Origin of the sequence: Inhella gelatinilytica, assembly GCF_016093295.1 — a bacterium.
Classification (GTDB): Bacteria; Pseudomonadota; Gammaproteobacteria; order Burkholderiales; family Burkholderiaceae_C; genus Inhella; species Inhella gelatinilytica.
This window is the reverse complement of sequence record NZ_JAEDAL010000010.1, coordinates 35,377-54,327: the sequence shown is the minus strand read 5'-3', so window position 1 is coordinate 54,327 and position 18,951 is coordinate 35,377. Positions and strand designations below refer to the sequence as shown.

Sequence of the window (18,951 nt, the reverse complement as noted above, 5' to 3'; positions counted from 1 at the left end):
CCATGCGCTACCTCTCGACCCGCGGCGGTGGCGTGCCCAAACGCTTTTGCGACATCTTGCTCGAAGGCCTGGCGGAAGACGGTGGCCTGTTTTTGCCCGAGCGCTACCCGAAAGTGGACGCCACCACGCTCAGTAGCTGGCGCACCCTGAGCTATGCCGAGTTGGCGTTCGAGATCCTTTCGCTCTACATCGACGACATTCCCGCAGAGGACTTGCGGCGCCTGTGTGCACAAACCTATCGGGCGGAAGTGTTCGGAGGGCGAGCGGAGATCACGCCGCTGCACCGGCTCGAACCCGGCCTTTACTTGGAAGAGTTGTCCAACGGGCCTACGCTGGCCTTCAAGGACATGGCCATGCAGTTGCTTGGCGCCTTGTTCGAGTACGAGTTGGGCCGCCGGGGCGAGCAACTCAACATCCTGGGGGCGACCAGCGGAGACACGGGCAGTGCCGCTGAATACGCCATGCGCGGCCGCGCCGGGGTGAATGTTTTCATGCTCAGTCCGCACGGGCGAATGAGTGCGTTCCAGCAGGCGCAGATGTTCAGCCTGCAGGATGCCAATATCCACAACCTGGCCGTGCGGGGCGTGTTTGACGACTGCCAAGACATCGTCAAGGCGGTTTCCAACGACCTGGCCTACAAAAAGAGCCGCAAGATCGGTACGGTCAATAGCATCAACTGGGCGCGCCTGCTGGCCCAAGTGGTGTATTACTTTGCTGGTTACTTCCAAGCGACAAAATCCAATGACGAGCGTGTCAGCTTCACGGTGCCGAGCGGAAATTTCGGCAATGTGTGTGCCGGTCATGTGGCGCGGCAAATGGGGTTGCCCATAGAGCAGTTGGTGGTCGCCACCAATGAAAACGACGTGCTCGATGAGTTCTTCCGAACCGGGCGCTACGCCCCCCGAGGCGCTGCCCACACGCACGCGACCAGCAGTCCGTCCATGGACATCAGCAAGGCCAGCAACTTCGAACGATTCATTGCCGACGTGATGGATCGAGATGGCGCACAGGTGGCCGCGCGGTTTCAAGGCGGCGCCTTTGAGGTCGATGCGGCGACGATGGAGCGAGTCCACGCCCACTACGGATTTGCCTCCGGCGCCAGTTCGCACACCGATCGGGTCGCGACGATTCGAGCCTGTTGGCACAAGACGGGCCGGCTGATCGACCCCCATACCGCCGATGGACTGAAGGTGGCCGAGGCGCTGCGCCAACCTGACGTGCCCATGATCGTGCTCGAAACCGCGTTGCCCGCCAAGTTTGCCGACACCTTGGTGGAGGCCACGGGGATGCAGCCACCGCGCCCCGCGCATCTCGAAGGCATTGAAAATCTGCCCCAGCGCGTCCAGGTCGTGGACGCCGATGCGGCTCAAGTTCGAGCCGTGATCGATCACTGCTTGGGACTGGGATGATTCAACTCAACGAGGCGCTGACGCGCCTGCTGGCGGCCGTCGAACCGGTGGCCGATACGGAAATTGTTTTGACGGCGCATGCCCGCGGACGGGTGTTGGCGGGGGCGCAGGCGGCGTCCATTTCCGTGCCGTCTGCAGACAACAGCGCGATGGACGGGTATGCCGTTCGATTGACCGATGCCGGATGTGAGCGTCCGGTGCTGCAGCGGGTGCCGGCTGGCCGGTGGCCGGAAGCCCTCCCGGCCGACGGCGTGGCGCGCATCTTTACTGGGGCCAGTGTTCCCGCTGGTACCCAAGCCGTGGTGATGCAAGAGCACTGCGCGACCCGCACGGACGAGTCTGGGCAGGTGTGGGTGCACCTGCCGGCGGAGATCCAGCCCCAGCAAAACATCCGCCGTGCGGGGGAAGACATTCGGCTGGGAGCCGAGATTCTTTCAGCCGGCCAGCGACTGTCGGCGGCCCATCTGGGCCTGGCCGCGTCGGTCGGTTTGGCGCACTTGCCGGTCCGCCGGCCGGTCCGGGTGGCGCTTTTCTCCACGGGCGACGAGTTGGTCATGCCGGGCGATCCCTTGCCGCCGGGTGCGATTTACAACAGCAATCGCTTCACCTTGCGTGCGTTGCTCGAAGGCCTCGGCTGCGAAGTACACGACCTCGGGATCGTTCCAGACCAGCTCCAGGCCACGCGGGACGCTCTGGCCCATGCCGCTCAATCCGCTGATCTGGTGTTGACCAGTGGCGGCGTCTCTGTGGGCGAGGAGGATCACCTCAAGCCCGCGCTGGAATCCCAGGGGCAGTTGGACCTGTGGCAAATCGCCATCAAACCAGGCAAACCATTTGCGTACGGCCGCATCCACCGCGCTGGCGGAGGGCATGCCCATTTCGTGGGGTTGCCGGGTAACCCCGTCTCCAGCTTTGTCACGTTCTTGCTTTTGGCGCGGCCCTTGCTGCGCCGTCTGGCGGGGGAGGCCGAGGTTGCCGAGCCCACCTTGACCCTGCCGGCGGCCTTTGCATGGAGCCGGCCGGACCCCAAGCGCAGCGAATTTCTGCGCGCACGTCTGAACGAGCAGGGCCAAGTGGAGCGGTATGGGCACCAGGGTTCTGGGGTGTTGTCGTCGCTGGCTTGGGCGCAGGGCTTGGTCTGCCTTGCCCCGGGTCAAGCTGTACAGCCGGGTGACGCGGTACGCTTCATCCCCTTGATGCTGAATGCGGTTTGATCTGTGTTGACCCTGCGATTCTTTGCCCGTTTGCGGGAGGCCTTGGGGGCCGAAGATACTTTGCCTTTTGAGGCCGGCTTGACGGTGGGCGCCGTGCGCGAGGCCCTGATTGCCCGGGGGGGGCGTCATGCCCAGGTGCTAGGCCGTGACCAAGTGTTGCGCTGTGCGCGCAACCATCAAATGTGTCCCGAAGAGACCCCGGTGAGTGATGGGGATGAGGTGGCCTTCTTTCCGCCGGTGACGGGCGGCTAAGTCCCTGCCATGCAAGGTCTCCATCTATGTGCGGACCTGATCGGCTGTTCGCAGGGCCCATGGCTGACGGACGGGGCGGTCCTGCGTGACCTTTGTCGGCGTTGCGTGAGCGAGGCCGGACTGCAGGCGGTGTCTGAGTGCTTCCATGCGTTTGAACCGGCGGGTTCGGGCGTCACGGGCGTGGTGCTGTTGGCCGAGTCGCACCTGGCGGTTCACACCTGGCCGGAACAGCAGGCTGTGACGGTCGATGTATACGTCTGCAACTTCAGCGCGGACAACCGAGCCAAAGCGCACGCCGTGCTGGAGCAACTGCAAGCCGTGTTTGCACCGCAAGTGGCCCGGGTTCAAGCGGTTGAGCGGGGAACCATCGCCTAAGCGACGACCTCCCAAGTCCAGTGGTTCGGGTGGGTAGTGCCCCCCGGTTGCCGTACGAATACTCAAGCGGGTCTAATGGCTTCATGAGCGCTGCCCTGCCCGCCACACCACTGGGATCCGTCCTCTTGATTGAGGATCAAAAGGCCGTTGCGACGTGGGCCCGACAAACCTTGATCCAGCAAGTGGGATGCCGCGTTGACTGGGCCCCCACGTTGGCGGCTGCTCGGGCGTGTTTGGAAGCGGCGCCCGAGCCGTATTTCCTGGCCGTGGCCGACCTGAACCTGCCGGACGCGGATGCCGATGGCGTGCTGGAATTGCTCCGCACGCACAAGCTACCGGCCATTGCCGTAACAGGGGACTTCGACAAGGCTTTGCGGTCCAAGCTGCTGCGTCAGGGGCTCGTGGATTACGTGCTCAAGGACAGCAGTCATGTTTATCGGTATGTGGCCAGTCTGGTGCAGCGACTTTGGCGCAACCGCAGCCAGTCGGTTCTGGTGGTGGATGACTCGCCCGCCAGTCGGGGATTGGTGGCCTCTTGGTTGGTGCGGCAAGGTCTTCGTGTGCATCAAGCGGGGGACGGGCAAGCGGCTCTCGATTGTTTGTCACGCGACCCCGCGATTCGCTTGGTATTGACGGATCGGCACATGCCCGGGATGGATGGTTTTGGACTGGTCAAAGCGCTGCGCAAGCTGCGAGGTCGCGACCGCCTGGCCATCATCGGTGTGTCGGCGTCAGAGGACCAGGAGCTGTCGGCTCGGTTTCTCAAGCTCGGGGCCAATGACTTCTTGGCCAAGCCGTTTTCGTATGAAGAACTGTGCGCGCGCGTTCACCAGAATTTGGACATGCTGGACAGCCTGGATGCACTGCGTGAATTGGCCAGCCGCGACGCGCTGACCGGCCTGTACAACCGGCGCCATTTCTTCGCGGAAGGCCCTGTTCGTTTGGGCACCCCACCGCCGCCGCAGGAGCAGCATGTGGCGCTCATGTTGGATGTCGATCATTTCAAACAGGTTAACGACCGACGGGGCCATGCTGCGGGCGATGCGGTCTTGCGGCAGATGGGCAGTCTGCTCAGCCAGCACTTCCCAGACGGGCTGGTGGCCCGACTGGGGGGCGAAGAATTTGCTGTTCTTCTAACCGGGCCGCTCAACGACCTGTATCGGCGAGCCGAGCTCTTTCGCGAGCATTTCAGCCAAAGCGAACAACACAACCCTGTCGACGGCCAAGCGTTTCACTGCACCGTGAGCGTGGGGGCCAGTCCTTGTGCGGGCCAGGACCTTGATGCTTGGCTTCGCGCCGCTGATGCCCGTTTGTATGAGGCCAAGCAAGGCGGGCGGGATCGGGTGGTTTGGGGTGGCGCATGAATTCGCACCTGACTTGGGGCGTTGGACTAGGCTCCATCCCTGAATTGGTCTTGATCTGACTCTTCCATCGACTTCCGAACGATCCACCATGTCCCGCGCTTCCGAGCAACTCGCCCAGACCTTTGTTGCGTGCAAACCGTTGTTTTTCGCGCTCTCAGAGATTCCTCGCCAGCAGATCCTGTTGCTGCTGTCCGAGCATGAAGCATTGAATGTGAACCAGATCGCCGATCAGTTGCCGCTGTCGCGACCGGCGGTGTCGCACCACCTGAAGATCCTGCGGGAGGCGGGGCTGGTGGAGGTGCGGCAGCGGGGCACGGAAAACCTGCACCTGCTGACGCCAGAACTGGCGGTCGAGTTGTTGGCCCGGTGCGCGGGGGAACTCAGTGTGTTGTGCCCGGAGTGATCGGGCGCCGCGTCGCTGTGGTCGTCAGCTCGAGTGGAGCAGATCCTGGGCGGCCGCTAGGCCGGCCATGAAAGCTTCTTCAAACACCGAATAGGCGGCGAGGTCGGCGTGGGCGATTCGCACGCGGCCCTGGAGTTGGCGCAGTGCGACCAGGGCCGCCTGGCCGCGGGCGCCGGGCGTCGGAATGGCCATGGCGTGCCCCCAGCGGGTCAGGCGCAGCTGCTGCAAGCGTTCGGGCAGGTCAGGGTGCGTGGGGGTCAGGGTGGCCAGCACGCGAGCGGCCCAGTCGGAGGCTGACCGGCTCAGCAGCGCCGGCCGCTCGGCCGCCGGCAGGGCCCAGTACAGCGTCCACACCTGGGGGCCAGGGCGAGGGTCCAAGCTTTGATGCTGGGCGTTGACATAGCCCAGGGTCGGGCTGTGCTGGATGACGTTGTCCCAGGCCAAGGGGGCGCCGATGCGCGGCAGCGGCGGGCCCTCCAGCAGCAGGTTGGCCACCAGCCAGGGCGCGCGCTGCAGGCGCGCGGCCTGCAGTGCCGCCGGCGGACTGCGCCACAGGCGCTGCGCCACGAAAAGGGGCACGGCCAGCACCACGGAGGCGGCATGCCAGTCTTCCAAGCCTTCCGGGCTCCAGCAGCGCAGGCGCACGCCGCTGCGTTCGACGTCGAGCTGCAGGCCCACCCGGTCGGTGATCAGGGCCTCTTGTAGGGGGGCGGCCAGTCGTTCCACCAGCCAGCCGTTCCCTTGCGGGGCGGTGATGGGCGGGCGGGCGTCGGGCTCGTCGTCGTCGCCCGCGACATGGAAGCCGTGGCGGCTCGCAAAGTAGTGCAAGCCCGCCCAGGCGCTGACGAGGGCAGAGCCCGCGCCGTAGTCGTCGCGGCAGCAGTAGTCCAAGTACCAGCGCAGACCTGGCTCGGTCAGGCCTTGGGTGTCCAGCCAGGCATCGAAGGTTTGGGCATCCAGGGCACGGTGGGTGGGGCCGAAAGCGGCGCGGTGGGTGGGCAGTGCAAAGCCCAGACGCTGGGCTTCGGCCACTTGCTGGGCAAAGCGGCGATGCTGCGCCAGGGCTTGTGGATCTGGAGGCGCGGGCAACAAACCGGGCTGCCAAGCGGTGCCGTCAAACCGGCGTTCGGCCGGACTGTGGACCCCCCGGTCCTCCTGAATGCGCCACACGCCATTGCGGCGCTCGGCGGCGCCCCATTCCACCAGCAGGTCCTGCAGTTCGGGCAGCTGCGGGCCGGGTTGGGGCAGGTAGTGGGCGCCCAGCGGGCAGGGCAGGCCGCCAACCAAGCCCGCTCGGCTGTGGCCACCGGGGGCGCTGTCCAGCTCCAGCACAGTGACCTGTCGACCGGCCGCACGCAGGGCGCGGGCGGCGCTCAGGCCAGCCACGCCGGCACCCAGCACCAGCACCTCGGTGCGGCGCGCGCGTGCCTGGCCGGTGGGTGGCGTGGTGCGCAGGCGGTGGCCCCGCTCCGGGTCCGGCCCCAACCACTGCACGTCCAGCGCCCTGGGCGGGCGGCTGCACGCGCCCAAGGGGGCCAGTCCGGCGAGTAGCAGGCTGCGGCGTGGGATCCGTGGGGTCAATGCGCCTTGCCCCATTCTTCGAGGAAGTGGGTGACCAGCACCGGGTCAGACAGTCGATTGATGCCCCCAGGCACGCGGTCCATGTCGGGCGGGAACTGCATCATCTGCGGCAGGCTCTTGGGGGTCAGAAAGCGCAGCCCCGAGGGCAACTGCGGCGGGGCTTTCCAGGGGCGGTGGCTGGCCATGACGAACCCCCACTCGCCAAAGCTGGGCACCAGGGCGTGGTACGGCGTCGTGCTCAGCCCCACGGCCTCCAGCGTGTCCACAACGGTCCAGAAGCTGCGGCGGGCGATCAGCGGTGAGGTGGACTGCACGACCAGGATGCCGCTGGCGCTGAGGTGTTCCAGAACGCGCTGGTAGAAGCTGGTGCTGTACAACTTCCCGAGGGCGTGGTTGCTGGGATCGGGGAAGTCGGCGATGACCACGTCGAAGCCGCCGGGTTGCGGCTGGGTTTCCAGCCAGCGGTAAGCGTCGGCATGCACCACCTGCACCTTGGGGTGGCGCAGGGCGCTTTGGTTCAGCCGGCTCAGAAGGGGCCCTTGCGCGAGGCGGGTGATGCTTTCGTCCAGTTCGACCAGGGTCACGGACTCCACGCCCGGGTAGCGCAAGATTTCGCGAATGGCCAGGCCGTCCCCCCCGCCCAGCACCAGCACGCGGCGGGGCGCGCCGTGGGCGGCCAGTGCGGGGTGCACCAGAGCCTCGTGATACCGGTACTCGTCGCGCTCGTGGAACTGGAGGTTGCCGTTCAGGTACAGCTTGACGCCCGTCCGGCCCTCCGTGACGACCACGCGCTGGTAGGGGCTGCTGGCACGCAGCACCAAGGGCTCACCATAAAAGCGCTGCTCGGCCCAGTCGGTCAGGGCCTCCGAGGCGGCCCAAGCGCCGCACAGCAGCACGATGCTGGCCGCGCAGGCTGCGGCATGGGCGGCCCAGCGCCGCAGCTCCTGGCGGAACAGCCACAGGGCCCAGCAGGCGACAGCCAGGTTGATGAGGCCGAAAAACAGCCCCGTGCGCACCAGGCCCAGGTGGGGCACGAGCAGCAGCGGGAAGGCCAGTGCCACCAAGAGGGCGCCCAGGTAGTCAAACGTGAGAACCTGGGCCACCAGCTCGCGCAAGCTGCCGCGCTCGCCGCTGGCGTGCTGCTTGAGGATGCGCATCACCAGCGGAATCTCCAGCCCCACCAGGCTCCCCACCAGCAGCACCAGGGCGTAGAGCAGCACACGGAAGGGGCCTTCATGGCCCAGCGGCATCAGGCTGTGGGCGGCAAACAGCCCCATGGGCAGCAGACCGCCCAGCACGCCCACCAGCAACTCCACCCGCAAGAACACCGCCACCAGCTGGCGCTCGATAAAGCGCGACAACCAGGCGCCGATGCCCAGCGCAAAGAGGTAGCTGCCAATGACGGTGCTGAACTGCAGCACCGAGTCGCCGAGCAGGTAAGAGGCCAGCGCCCCGGCGGCCAGTTCGTAAGCCAGCCCGCAGGCGGCGATCAGAAAGACGCTGACCAGCAGCAGGACCTCGGCCAGCGAGATTCGTGCGCGAGATTCAGAAACGGTCATAAAGCGGAAGAGCAGCCCGCGCCGGGCCGCCCCAAGCGGGCTGCGGCCCCCTCAGGGGAGGCGTAGGCCCAAGGGCCGAAGACTGGGGGGATCAGTGGATCGCCGCAGCCACGATCACGCCGATGGACAGGCACATCGCCGCCACCACGATGGCCAGGGCCAGGTTGCGGTGTTCCACGATTTCCTCCCACAGCTTGTAGGGGGTGATCTTGTCCACCACGATGAAGCTGACCCAAAAAATCACAACGCCCATCAGGGCATAGAGCAGGGTGCCGCCCATGCTGGCGAGCGTGAGCCACTCAGTGTTCATGTTCATCTCCTTGATCAATACGCGGGGCGCGGGTCATTTATGTCCACCGCCGAAACCACCGCCGGACCACCCGCCGCTGCCACTGCCGCTGCGGTAGCTGCTGCCGGCCCGCTGGTTGGCACGGCACTGCTGGTATTCGGCGCTGGTCTCACCAAAGCGGGTCTTGAAGTCGTCGCACTCGTCAGCGCTGCAGGCTTTGAAGAGCACCACCAGCAGCAAGGCCACGACGGCAAACACCGCCAGCCCCTTGACGGCGTCGCCGATGCCCGCCGGCGTGCCATCGGGTCGGATGCGGGCCTGCTGTTCGGCGTTCAGTCCGAAGGCCGAGGCCACTTCGCGGGCGTCCAAGGGGCGTCCCAGGCTCCAGGTCACCTCGTGGCCAGACTGCTCGCGCGAGAGCGTGCCTTTGGCGCCGCCGGTGCCGCGGTAGTCCGCGACCTCACAGCGTTCGTCGCGCTGCACCTTCCAGTAGAACTCGCCCAGCACGTGGGTGGTGATGGCTCCGTAACGCTCGTGCAGGCTGTAGGTCTTGCCCTGCCAGCGGGCACTGTTCATCACCAGGTCGGGTGCTCCGGTGAGCACCCGGGCCAAGCTCCAGCCCTCCGTGGCATCCACGAGGAAGGCAAAGCCTTGCTGTTGGTTGAAGAGCAGGTACTCGCGCCAGAAATACTGCTCACCGTCTTCGTCGGGCGTGGTGCAGCGCTCCATGAAGCCCACCACCTGCCAGGGCAGCTTGGCGGTGTCCGGCGCCAGGCTCAGGCGCCCGGTGCGGCCGAGCGGAATCGGTGGCTCCATGCCCATGGCCTGCGCATGGAACTGCAGGTCGGCGCCCGGCGTGCCCGCCAGTTCGATCACGGCGCTGCACTGTCCACAGGTGATGGACTGACTCTGCTGCAGCGCCGGCTGAATGGGTGCGCCGCAGCTTGGGCATTGCAGGCTGCGGCCCGCCCAACTTGCGCTGGACTCCTCTCGGGTGTTCACAAGTTGGAGCGTGGCGAGGTCAACGGCCTGACCCAAGCTCCAGCGCGGGGCCTGGTCGGCCCCGTACTCCAGCGAGCCCACCTCGTCTCGGTTGCTGCGCAGCTCGGCGACCTGCACGGCCTCGCCCAGGCGCGGGGCTTGGGGCAGTTCGCCCTCGGCGGCATGCAAGGTTGCGGGCGTGAGGGCTGCGACGCGGAAGCCCTGGCCGTCAATGAGCTGCTGGGCGCCCAGCACCAGGGCACTCCAGGCTGGGGGCTGAGCCAGCGGCAGCGGCCAGCTCAGCACGAAGGAGCCGTTGTCCTCGCTGAGCCAGGCGGATTTGCCGCTGTTGTCAAAAAATGCGTGCCACTCGGTCCAGCGCCCGCCCTCGTAGGCCAATTGAACACGACCCAGGATGGTGAACGGTTCGTTCTGGAACTTGCCCTGCGTGCCGATCTGCAGCGGGGAGTAGTCGCTGAAGAGCTCGGCAGATTCCCCGGTCTTGCGCAGCACTTCTCCCTCGCGCGCCAGCGTGCTGCGGCAAAAACCGCAAACGGCACTGCCTGACGCCGCGGAGGCGAACTCCACCGGCGCGCCGCAGTTGGGACAGGCGGCGCGCCAGCGGCGCTGCGCTGGGGTTTGGTCTTCAGCCAAGGCTCAACGCCCGCACGGCCGTCCCAAGGGCGTTGCGACCGCAGGCAGACTGGGGGCGGTCACCATCGGTTAGAGCTTCGAGAGCAACTCCGCCTTTTTGGCGGCGAATTCCTCGTCGCTAAGGATGCCCTTGGCTTTGAGGTCGCCCAATTTTTCGATCAGGGCGATCACGTCTTCGCTCTTGGGTGCGGCGGCCGCTGCGGCCTGGGCCTGCGCGGCCTGAACGGCGGGGTTGATGCCCGCCAGCCCGGCGCCCATCTGTTGCGCCATGACTTGGCCCATCGCCAGGCCGGCGCCCATGCCCATGGCGTCACCCATCACGCCGCCACCCCCACCCTGAGCCACGCCTTTGGCCATTTCAGGAATGGACTGCGCAGTCTGGTACTGCATGAACTGGCCCATGTTCTGGCCGATCATGCCCATGCCGATCTTCTGGTCGAGGATCTTCTGCAGTTCCTCTGGCAGCGAGACCGACTGCACCGTGATGCCTTCCAGCTTCAGGCCCAGGGCCTCGAAGAACGGCGCGGTGGCGCCCTGCATGGCCTTGGCGAACTCAATCTGGTTGGCAGCCAAGTCCAGGAAGGGGATGCCGCTTTGCGCAATGCCGTCGGCAATGTGCTGCAACATCAGGCCGCGCAGTTGGCCATCCAGGTCTTGGACGGTGTACTTCTCGCGCGTGCCGCTGATCTCGGTGTGGAATTTCTTCGGGTCGGCAATGCGGTAGGCGTAGTTGCCGAAGGCGCGCAGGCGCACGGCGCCGAAGTCCTTGTCGCGGATGGTGATGGGCTGGGCCGTGCCCCAGCGCTGGTCGATCTGCTGGCGCGTGCTGAAGAAGTAGACGTCGCTCTTGAACGGGGACTCGAACAGCTTGTCCCAGTTTTTCAAGTAGGTCAGCACCGGCAGGGTCTGCGTGGTCAGCTTGTGCGTACCGGGGCCGAACACATCGGCGACCTGGCCTTCGTTGACGAAGACGGCCATCTGCGACTCGCGCACAACCAGCTGCCCGCCGTACTGAATTTCCTGGTCCTGCATGGGGTAGCGCCAGGCCAGCGTGCCGTCGCCGTCCTCGGTCCACTGCAGGATGTCAATGAACTGTTTCTTTATGAAGCTCATCAAGCCCATGGTGCGTTCCTCGTGCACAAAAGCCGTCAAGCGACGGCAGGCGCAGTATCAAGCCTTTCAGAGCGGGGTGACAAAGGACAACTGGGTGGATAGGAAGTCAAACACCCGCCTAACCGCGGGGGTGCCGCGAATTTCCCGGTGCACGACCAGCCACAGCGGAAGGGTAGGGGTGGGCAGTTCGGGCAGCAGCGCAACAAGGTCGGGGTCATCGCGGATCAAAAAGTCTGGCAGAAACCCGATGCCGACTCCAGCGCGCACCAACTGGGCATAGGCCACGTGGTCATCCGTGCGAAAGGCAAAGTTCTCGCGTGACACCGCGTGCCCGGTCGCGGCAAATCCGCGCACGATGGCGTCGTTCTGGTCGTAGCCCACCAAGCTGTGCTGCAGCAGGTCTGCGGCGTCTTGTGGAGTGCTTGTGCGCGCCAGATAGCGGCGGTGCGCGCAGGCCAGCAGGCGCACGTCCCCCAGTTTCTTGGCGATCAAGCCTTGTTGCTGGGGACGCAGCAGCCGCAGGGCAATGTCCGCTTCTCGGCGCAGCAGGTTGCTCACTTCGTTCGTCGCCACCAATTCAATCTGGAGGGACGGTTCCGCCTCGTGCAAAGCACAAAGCACCCTCGGCAGCCACCCACTGGCCACCACGTGGCTGGCGCTGATGCGCACCGTGCCGCGGGTGTCGACGCTTCGTCGCGCAAGGAGTTGTGCCAACTGATCAGCCCCCAGGGCCATTTGATGCGCGGACTCTGCCAAGGCCAGCGCCGCCGCCGTGGGACGGACCCCGCGGCCCGTGCGCTCGAACAGCGCAACGCCCAGTTGTCCCTCCAGTTGCCCAATGCGGCGTGACACCGTGGGCTGCGGGCACTGGAGGGCGCGTGCGGCACCCATCATGCTTCCGGTCTCTAGGACGGCCAGAAAGCTCGGGATGAGAGACCAATCAAAACGGGGTAATGGAGCCATTCGATTATGTATAGCTGGCTGGCAAATTTTGTCGATTGTGGAATATCGATCCAGTCAGCACACTGCTGCCCCTGTTCATCACCTGACCGAGCGCGCATCGTGGCTGCTACCCCCGACCTGATTTCTACCCCCCCTGATCGCCACAGCAAGGCCATTCGATTCGGGCGCTTGACGGCCCAGCCCGAAGGGGAATTTGTGGTGTTTTTGATCGGTATGCGGGCCAACCAGCTCTGGCGGGTGGATCGATGGCTGCCCGTGGCGACGGCCATGCCACGCATGCTCAAAGAGCTGGCCCTGCAGCGGGATTACGGCTTCCTGCATGGAGAGATGTGGTTTGGGCGCACCACGCTCATGCTGCAGTACTGGAAAAGTGTGGACGCCTTGATGGCGTATGCGCGGAACCGTCAAGCGGCCCACCTACCCGCGTGGGCGGATTTCAATCGTCGAGTGGGCCGCGACGGGGCGGTGGGCATTTGGCATGAAACCTATGTGATTCAGCCGGGTCGCACGGAGTCCATCTACGTGAACATGCCCCCGTTCGGCGCGGGTTGCATCGCGCCCCTGCGACCGGCCGTGGGGCCGCTGGCGGGGGCTCGCGAGCGGATGGCCGCCGCGCCGCTAGACCCGGCCTGATGGGCCCTAGAAAGCCTGATGGGCCCTAGAAAACAACAAACCCCGCTCCCATGAAGGGGTGGCGGGGTTGGTCTTGGGGGAGGCGGAGCCCGAGGGCTCCGCTCGCACCGCTTGGATCGCTAAGCGATCAGGCGCTCTTCTTGCCGCGCGGGGCTTTGGTGGCCTGGGCGGTCAGGGTCTGGAAGTTGGATTCCGCCACTTCTGCCACTTGCTTGGCTGCCTTTTGGGCCGACTCGAAGGCGTTGTTGGCGGCAGCCAGACCCGACTTGGCCAGAGCCACGACGTTTTCGGTGCCCGCCGGGGCGTTCTTGGCTAGGTTTTCGACCAAGTTGTCGAACTTCGCCTTGGCATCACCCATCTGGGCCTCAACCAGCTTGCCGAGTTCGGCCGAGGTGGTCAACGTAATGTCGGCGACGTGGCGGCCGTAGGCGGCGGCCTTTTCACCGTTGGGTTGCAGCAGGCTGGTTTGCAGCGCCACGAACTCTTGGGCATCCTTCACCGACAGCAGGGCGTTGGTGGTTTCAGCGGCTTCGGTCAGCGCGGTCTTGGCCAATTGCAGGTGCAATTCGGCCAGTTTCTCGGCGCCTTCGAAGGCCTTGGCTTGGAAGCCGAACACGGCGGCGGTGGCGGCTTTTTGTTGGGCAAACAGTTGTTCCGGGGTCAGCAGCATGGTCGTCTCCTGGTGTGATGACAAAAATTGTGCAGTGCAGCAATGTCGTCAGTATTCAGGAAAACCGGAGCGATTGCAAGAAATTTTTGCGGTGCAGCAATTTTGTCTTCGCGCCAGGGGAACGGGGGGCTCTGACAATGCGCGGGTGAAGCTTGCTGACCTCCCTGATTTGTCGCCCGAAGCGGCGACGGTGTTCAATGAAGTGCTCTGGGCCCGCCGGTCGGTCCGGGCGTTTCGTCCCACGCCCATCCCCCGAGCCTGGGTGGAGCAACTGTTGGCTCAGGCCGCGCGGGCGCCGTCTGGGGCCAATATGCAACCTTGGCGCGTCCATGTGCTGACAGGATCGGCCCTCAGGCGTGTTACCGAACAAGCGCGTGCGGTCGCTGTCGACCGGGAGCGTTTGTCATCGCTCAAGGGGCGCTATCAGTACTACCCGGGCACTTGGAAGGCCGTTTTCAAAGCGCGCCGACGCGAGGTGGGCTTGGCGCTGTACGACGCGCTGGGACTAAAAAAGGGCGACGAAGCGGGCATGCAGGCGCAGCATTTGCGCAACTTCGAGTTTTTCGGGGCGCCCGTGGGTCTGCTGTTTACCGTGGATCAAAGCCTCACCCAAGGCTCGTGGTTGGACCTGGGCATGTTTTTGCAGACCCTGATGCTGGCCGCCACGGCCGAAGGGCTGCACACCTGCGCGCAGGCCGCTTGGTGCCACTTCCACGAGCCGATGGCGCAATGGCTGTCGTTTGGACCGGATGAGGTGTTGGTCTGTGGCATGGCGCTGGGTCATGCAGACCCTGAGGCCATCGAAAACACCCTGGTCACGTCGCGGGTACCGGTGTCAGAGTTCAGCACCTTTCACGAGGAGTGAGTGCGGATGAAGCGATGGACGGTGAGCTTGGCGGCGCTGTGGCCCGCCCTGGGGCAGGCGGCCACGCTGGAGGTCAGCCAGCTGGGCCCACTGTGGGCCTTGCCTTTTGTGGGCATCCTGCTGTCCATCGCGCTGTGCCCGCTGTGGGCGCCGCACTTTTGGCATCGGCATTTCGGCAAAGTGGCGCTGGGCTGGGCCTTGATGTTTCTGCTGCCCTTGGCGCTCTCCCAGGGGCCGGCCCTTGCGGCGGGGGTGGTGACGCACACCTTGGTGGCGGAATATTTGCCCTTCACGATCTTGTTGGTGGCCCTGTTCACGGTGTCCGGGGGCATCTATGTGCGGGGCAACCTACACGGGTCGCCGGGGCTGAACACGGGGCTCATGGCGCTGGGGGCGGTGCTGGCGTCCTTCATGGGCACCACGGGCGCGTCGATGCTGCTCATCCGGCCGCTCATCCGGGCCAACGACAACCGCCGGCATGCGGTTCACGTGATCGTGTTTTTCATCTTCATCGTCTCCAACGCGGGCGGTTCCCTGACACCGCTGGGCGATCCGCCGCTTTTCCTCGGGTTCTTGCAGGGCGTGAGCTTTTTCTGGACGGTTCGGCACGTTGGGCCGGAAATGGTCTTCGTGTGCGGCGTGCTCTTGGCGATGTTTTATGGGCTCGACAGCTACTGGTATCGCAAAGAAGGCGTGGTGCCGCTGGACCCGACGCCAGACACCCCACGCGTGGGCTTGGATGGGATGGTGAACTTGTTGCCGCTCGCCCTGATCGTGGGGCTAGTGCTGCTCAGCGGCGTCTGGAAGCCCGGGGTGAACGTCTCGGTTTTGGGCCAGCAAGTGGCTTTGCAGTCGCTCGTGCGGGATGCCGGTTTGCTCGGGGTGACGGCACTGTCCCTCCAGCTCACGCCCAGGGCTGTCCGCGAAGCCAACCAGTTCAGTTGGGGGCCGATGGCGGAGGTGGCCAAGCTGTTCGTGGGGATTTTCATCACCATGGCGCCGGTATTGGTGATGCTGCAGGCGGGGGTGAATGGGCCCTTTGCGGACCTGGTGCGTTGGGTGTCGACGCCCGAGGGCCAGGCGATTCCGCTGGCCTACTTTTGGCTTTCCGGGTGGTTGTCAGCGTTCTTGGACAACGCCCCCACGTACCTGGTGTTCTTTAATTTGGCGGGGGGGGAGGCGTCGACCTTGATGACCCAGGGGGCGCAGACCTTGGCCGCCATTTCCGCCGGCTCGGTGTTCATGGGTGCAATGAGCTACATCGGCAACGCCCCGAACTTCATGGTCAAGGCCATTGCCGAAGACCGGGGGCTGCGCATGCCCAGCTTCTTTGGCTACATGGGCTGGAGTTTTGGGCTGCTGCTGCCGGTGTTGGCGCTGATGAGTTGGGTGTTCTTCGCATGAAGCCGCACCTGTTGGTGGCGCGCCGCTTGTTTCCCGACCTGCTGGAGCCGCTTGTCGCGCATTACGCCTTGCGTCTCCACGATCACGACGAGGCCCTGAGCCCGGCGGCCTTGCAGGCGCAAATGCAGGGGTGCTGGGGCTTGCTCGGCTCGGGTTCGGAACGGGTGGACGCCGCGCTGCTGGCGGCGTGCCCAGACCTGCGCGCCATTGCGCTGATTACGGTGGGTTACAACAACCTGGATGTGGCCGCCTGCCGGCAGCACGGCCTGTTGCTCAGTCACGCGCCCGGGGTGCTGACCGAGGCTACGGCCGAATTTGGCCTGACGCTGTTGCTGGCGACGGCCCGCCGGGTGGGCGAGAGTGAGCGCTTCCTGCGCGCGGGGCAGTGGCGGGGGTGGGGCATCGATCAGTTTGCTGGTCTGCCTGTCATGGGACGCACGCTGGGCATCGTTGGCCTGGGCCGCATCGGACAAGAAGTGGCGCGGACGGCCCAGCAGGGTTTGCGCATGCAGGTGTTGCACCACAGCCGCCGCCCGGTGGCGGGGTGGGAATCTGGCTGGCGCTCACTACCCGATTTGCTTGCCCAAAGCGACCATGTGATGCTGTGTGTGCCCTACTCCCCCGACACCCATCACTTGATCGGGGCGGCGCAACTGGCCCAGATGAAGCCCAGCGCCACTCTCATCAACCTGGCGCGCGGTGGGGTGGTGGACGATCGCGCCTTGGCCCAGGCTTTGATCCGCGGCCAGATCGCCGCCGCCGGTTTGGATGTATTCGAGGGTGAGCCCACGGTGTGCACCGACTTATTGGCCTGCGACAACGCCGTGCTCACCCCGCACATTGCCAGCTCCACCTTGCCGACCCGGCGGGCGATGGTGCAGTGCGCGGTGGACAACCTGCTCGCGTGGGCGCGTGGCGAGCCGGGGCCGACGCCGATTCCTCAGTGAACCGGCTCGAACCCGGGTCGGGTTCAGCTCAGTTGCAGCGTGAAGTCGCGTTTGGTCACACCTTTTTCACCCGCGCCGCTGCCGCCGTTGGTGGACGTCTTGCGGGTGGTGACCAAGCGTTCGCCCTGGACGGCGAAGTGCCACTCGTCCTGCGCGTTCATCTCAAAACTGATGACCACGTAGGCGCGCCCGCTGACCTTTTGGCGGCTGCGCGCCGCAAGCGGCGTGCCGTCGGCTGCGACCCAGATGTCCAACTGACCCTCGTAGGCTTTGATGTACTTGTCCGGGCGCTTCTGCTCGAGTTCAAAACTGAGCAACTTGGCGGGCTTGCCCTGCCAGCTGTCCGGTTTCTCCCCCTTGAACTGCGCCCGATTCAAGTGACGGAGCAAGACCTCGGCCGGGCGCACCAGCTCGCGCACTTCTTTGTAGCCCAGCTCCCGCAGGCCGGTGACCGTGGGCGTGCTGCTTTTGTTGTCCTGGTCTTTGGCTTGGTCTTCGGCTTGGGCCCTGTTCAGCAAGGCCTGGGGGTACTGCAGCCGTAGCCCTTGGGGGCCATCCTCGAACATCAGTTGGGCCGCTCCCGGTTGAACTTCGGCGTCCTCTTTGCCTTCGTTGGTTCGGTTCTCGCTGCGCAAACTGATCTGCCCCTTCAACGGGGCGTCACCCTGCAGGCGCTGCAAGGTCGTCTTGAGCTCGTTTACCGGGTTGGCGTGGGCTTGGGTCACGCCCAAGAGGAGAAGGGCAAAGGGCAGAAAGCGCATGGGCAGATACAAGGTGGAAAGGAGTGAAGACGCGGCAGCGCGCCGTTGGGTTGACGCCGCAGCCCCCCGAGTTTCCCTGCAGGGGGCTGCGGCATCGCAAGACGGGGAGAATGCCCCGCATGCCTTGGCTTGAACTTGTGATTCTTGGCCTGGCGCTGCTCAACGCGGTGCTGGTGTTGATGCTGCTGCGCCGCCCCGTGCCGGCCCCAGACCTTCAGCCCTTGCAGCAGGCGCTGCAACTGAGTGATCGCAACCTGCGCGACGAAGTGCAGCGCAGCGGCCAGGCCGCTCGGCAAGAGTTGTTGGGTCAGTTGACCCAGTTCCAGACCGCGCTTGGCGCTCAGTCGGGTGAGGCCTGGCGCACTCAGAACGAGCAGATTGACTCCTTTCGCGTGCAGCTGGCGGGCCTGCAACAGGCCTTGACCCAGGGCCAAACGGCCGCGCGCGAGGCGTTGGACGCGGCGCTGGCCCGCAGCAGCACCCAGCTGCGCGAGCAGTTGCAAGCTTTGATCCAAGCCAATGAGCAGCGCATGGCGGAACTGCGCCACGCCGTGGAGCAGCGCCTCACCGGCATCCAGCAGGACAACGCGGCCAAGCTGGAGCAAATGCGCCAAACGGTCGACGAAAAGCTCCACGCCACGCTGGAGCAGCGTTTGGGCGAAAGCTTCAAGCAGGTGGCTGAGCGCCTGGAGCAGGTGCACCGAGGGCTGGGGGACATGCAAAACCTCGCGCGGGACGTGGGTTCGCTCTCCCGGGTGCTCAGTGGGGTCAAGACCCGCGGTGTATTTGGCGAGGTGCAGTTGGCCGGCCTGCTGGAGCAAGTCTTCACGCTGGAGCAATACGACCAAAACGTGGCTACGGTGCCGGGCTCGAACGAGCGCGTGGAGTTTGCGATCCGTCTGCCCGGGCAGGGGATTGAGGGGCCCTTGTGGTTGCCCATCGACGCCAAGTTCCCGCGCGAAGACTATGAACGGTTGCTCGATGCCCAAGAACGGGCCGACGCACCGGCAGCGGAGGCGGCCGGCAAAGCCCTGGAGACGCGCCTGCGTCTGGAGGCCAAGACTATCGCCGACAAGTACTTGGCCCCGCCGCACACCACCGACTTTGCGCTGCTCTTCTTGCCCACCGAAGGGCTGTATGCCGAGTGCCTGCGCCGCCCGGGGCTCTTTGAGGCGCTGCAGCGCGAGCACAAGGTGATGCTCACGGGCCCGACCACCTTGCTGGCCACCCTGGGCAGCTTGCAAATGGGCTTTCGCACCCTGGCGCTGGAAAAGCGCAGTGCCGAGGTGTGGAGCGTCCTGGGTGCGGTCAAAACCGAGTTTGGTAAGTTTGGGGACGTGCTGGCCAAGACCAAGAAAAAGCTGCAAGAGGCCAGCAACACCATTGATGCGGCCGAGGTGCGCACCCGGGCCATGACACGCCAGCTCAAAGGGGTGGAGGCGCTGCCGGACAGTGAAAGCCAGAAGCTCTTGCCGCTGCCGGCCCTGGATGACGGGGACGACGCGATTTGAGCG

The 18,951-nt window shown here is 65.3% G+C and carries 19 protein-coding genes; 11 read left to right on the top strand and 8 right to left on the bottom strand.

From position 1 onward, the window contains the following. Window positions 1-2: 2 nt before the first annotated feature. From thrC to I7X43_RS15225, 6 genes are all read left to right on the top strand, one after another. Complete coding sequence (gene thrC / locus I7X43_RS15250; RefSeq protein WP_198101814.1) at window positions 3-1,409, top strand: threonine synthase; 1,407 nt, start codon at window positions 3-5, stop codon at window positions 1,407-1,409. Continuing rightward, on the top strand, window positions 1,406-2,623 hold the full coding sequence (locus I7X43_RS15245) for a molybdopterin molybdotransferase MoeA (protein ID WP_198101813.1): 1,218 nt from the start codon (window positions 1,406-1,408) through the stop codon (window positions 2,621-2,623). Before thrC ends, I7X43_RS15245 begins: the two co-directional genes overlap by 4 nt. Window positions 2,624-2,629: 6 nt before the next feature. Further along, window positions 2,630-2,875 carry a MoaD/ThiS family protein gene (locus I7X43_RS15240; RefSeq protein WP_216860166.1) on the top strand — a complete coding sequence of 82 codons (246 nt, stop codon included), beginning with the start codon at window positions 2,630-2,632 and terminating at the stop codon, window positions 2,873-2,875. A gap of 9 nt (window positions 2,876-2,884) precedes the next feature. Further along, entirely contained in the window at window positions 2,885-3,250 is a 366-nt protein-coding gene (gene speD / locus I7X43_RS15235) for an adenosylmethionine decarboxylase (RefSeq protein ID WP_198101811.1), read from the top strand. A gap of 83 nt (window positions 3,251-3,333) precedes the next feature. After that, complete coding sequence (locus I7X43_RS15230; protein WP_198101810.1) at window positions 3,334-4,614, top strand: diguanylate cyclase; 1,281 nt, start codon at window positions 3,334-3,336, stop codon at window positions 4,612-4,614. An 88-nt stretch (window positions 4,615-4,702) separates the two neighbouring features. After that, window positions 4,703-5,017, top strand: a complete 315-nt coding sequence (locus I7X43_RS15225) for an ArsR/SmtB family transcription factor (protein WP_198101809.1) — start codon at window positions 4,703-4,705, stop codon at window positions 5,015-5,017. A gap of 24 nt (window positions 5,018-5,041) precedes the next feature. Here the strand turns inward: I7X43_RS15225 and I7X43_RS15220 are convergent, their stop codons facing one another. The 6 genes from I7X43_RS15220 to I7X43_RS15195 all read right to left on the bottom strand — a co-directional run bounded on the left by I7X43_RS15220 (window position 5,042) and on the right by I7X43_RS15195 (window position 12,157). After that, a complete protein-coding gene (locus I7X43_RS15220) occupies window positions 5,042-6,598 on the bottom strand; it encodes an FAD-dependent oxidoreductase (protein WP_246480465.1) in 1,557 nt (518 codons plus the stop codon). Continuing rightward, window positions 6,595-8,157, bottom strand: coding sequence for a polyamine aminopropyltransferase (locus tag I7X43_RS15215; protein WP_198101807.1), 1,563 nt, complete (start codon window positions 8,155-8,157; stop codon window positions 6,595-6,597). The genes I7X43_RS15220 and I7X43_RS15215 overlap by 4 nt, the downstream gene beginning before the upstream one ends. 91 nt (window positions 8,158-8,248) lie before the next feature. Beyond that, window positions 8,249-8,467 carry a DUF350 domain-containing protein gene (locus I7X43_RS15210; RefSeq protein WP_198101806.1) on the bottom strand — a complete coding sequence of 73 codons (219 nt, stop codon included), beginning with the start codon at window positions 8,465-8,467 and terminating at the stop codon, window positions 8,249-8,251. Window positions 8,468-8,500: 33 nt separating this feature from the next. Continuing rightward, entirely contained in the window at window positions 8,501-10,081 is a 1,581-nt protein-coding gene (locus I7X43_RS15205; RefSeq protein WP_198101805.1) for a DUF4178 domain-containing protein, read from the bottom strand. A gap of 69 nt (window positions 10,082-10,150) precedes the next feature. Beyond that, a complete protein-coding gene (locus I7X43_RS15200; RefSeq protein ID WP_198101852.1) occupies window positions 10,151-11,203 on the bottom strand; it encodes an SPFH domain-containing protein in 1,053 nt (350 codons plus the stop codon). A gap of 57 nt (window positions 11,204-11,260) precedes the next feature. Then, a complete protein-coding gene (locus tag I7X43_RS15195; RefSeq protein ID WP_198101804.1) occupies window positions 11,261-12,157 on the bottom strand; it encodes a LysR family transcriptional regulator in 897 nt (298 codons plus the stop codon). Between the two features lie 99 nt (window positions 12,158-12,256). Here I7X43_RS15195 and I7X43_RS15190 point away from each other — a divergent pair, with 99 nt between their 5' ends. Continuing rightward, a complete protein-coding gene (locus tag I7X43_RS15190) occupies window positions 12,257-12,790 on the top strand; it encodes a DUF4188 domain-containing protein (RefSeq protein ID WP_310737584.1) in 534 nt (177 codons plus the stop codon). A gap of 127 nt (window positions 12,791-12,917) precedes the next feature. On the opposite strand, the gene I7X43_RS15185 is transcribed toward I7X43_RS15190, so the two are convergent. Then, entirely contained in the window at window positions 12,918-13,460 is a 543-nt protein-coding gene (locus tag I7X43_RS15185; RefSeq protein WP_198101802.1) for a phasin family protein, read from the bottom strand. Between the two features lie 145 nt (window positions 13,461-13,605). On the opposite strand from I7X43_RS15185, the gene I7X43_RS15180 reads away from it, so the two are divergent. Genes I7X43_RS15180 through I7X43_RS15170 form a run of 3 tightly spaced genes read left to right on the top strand, consistent with a single transcriptional unit; the run spans window position 13,606 to window position 16,676 of the window. After that, complete coding sequence (locus I7X43_RS15180) at window positions 13,606-14,325, top strand: nitroreductase (protein WP_310737583.1); 720 nt, start codon at window positions 13,606-13,608, stop codon at window positions 14,323-14,325. A gap of 6 nt (window positions 14,326-14,331) precedes the next feature. Continuing rightward, window positions 14,332-15,729: a sodium:proton antiporter gene (locus I7X43_RS15175; RefSeq protein WP_198101800.1), complete on the top strand. Its 1,398-nt coding sequence runs from the start codon at window positions 14,332-14,334 to the stop codon at window positions 15,727-15,729. Next, window positions 15,726-16,676, top strand: coding sequence for a 2-hydroxyacid dehydrogenase (locus tag I7X43_RS15170; protein WP_198101799.1), 951 nt, complete (start codon window positions 15,726-15,728; stop codon window positions 16,674-16,676). The genes I7X43_RS15175 and I7X43_RS15170 overlap by 4 nt, the downstream gene beginning before the upstream one ends. A gap of 23 nt (window positions 16,677-16,699) precedes the next feature. Here I7X43_RS15170 and I7X43_RS15165 read toward each other — a convergent pair whose 3' ends face one another. Beyond that, window positions 16,700-17,437: a hypothetical protein gene (locus I7X43_RS15165; protein WP_198101798.1), complete on the bottom strand. Its 738-nt coding sequence runs from the start codon at window positions 17,435-17,437 to the stop codon at window positions 16,700-16,702. A gap of 119 nt (window positions 17,438-17,556) precedes the next feature. On the opposite strand from I7X43_RS15165, the gene I7X43_RS15160 reads away from it, so the two are divergent. After that, complete coding sequence (locus I7X43_RS15160; protein WP_198101797.1) at window positions 17,557-18,948, top strand: DNA recombination protein RmuC; 1,392 nt, start codon at window positions 17,557-17,559, stop codon at window positions 18,946-18,948. Window positions 18,949-18,951: the final 3 nt, after the last annotated feature.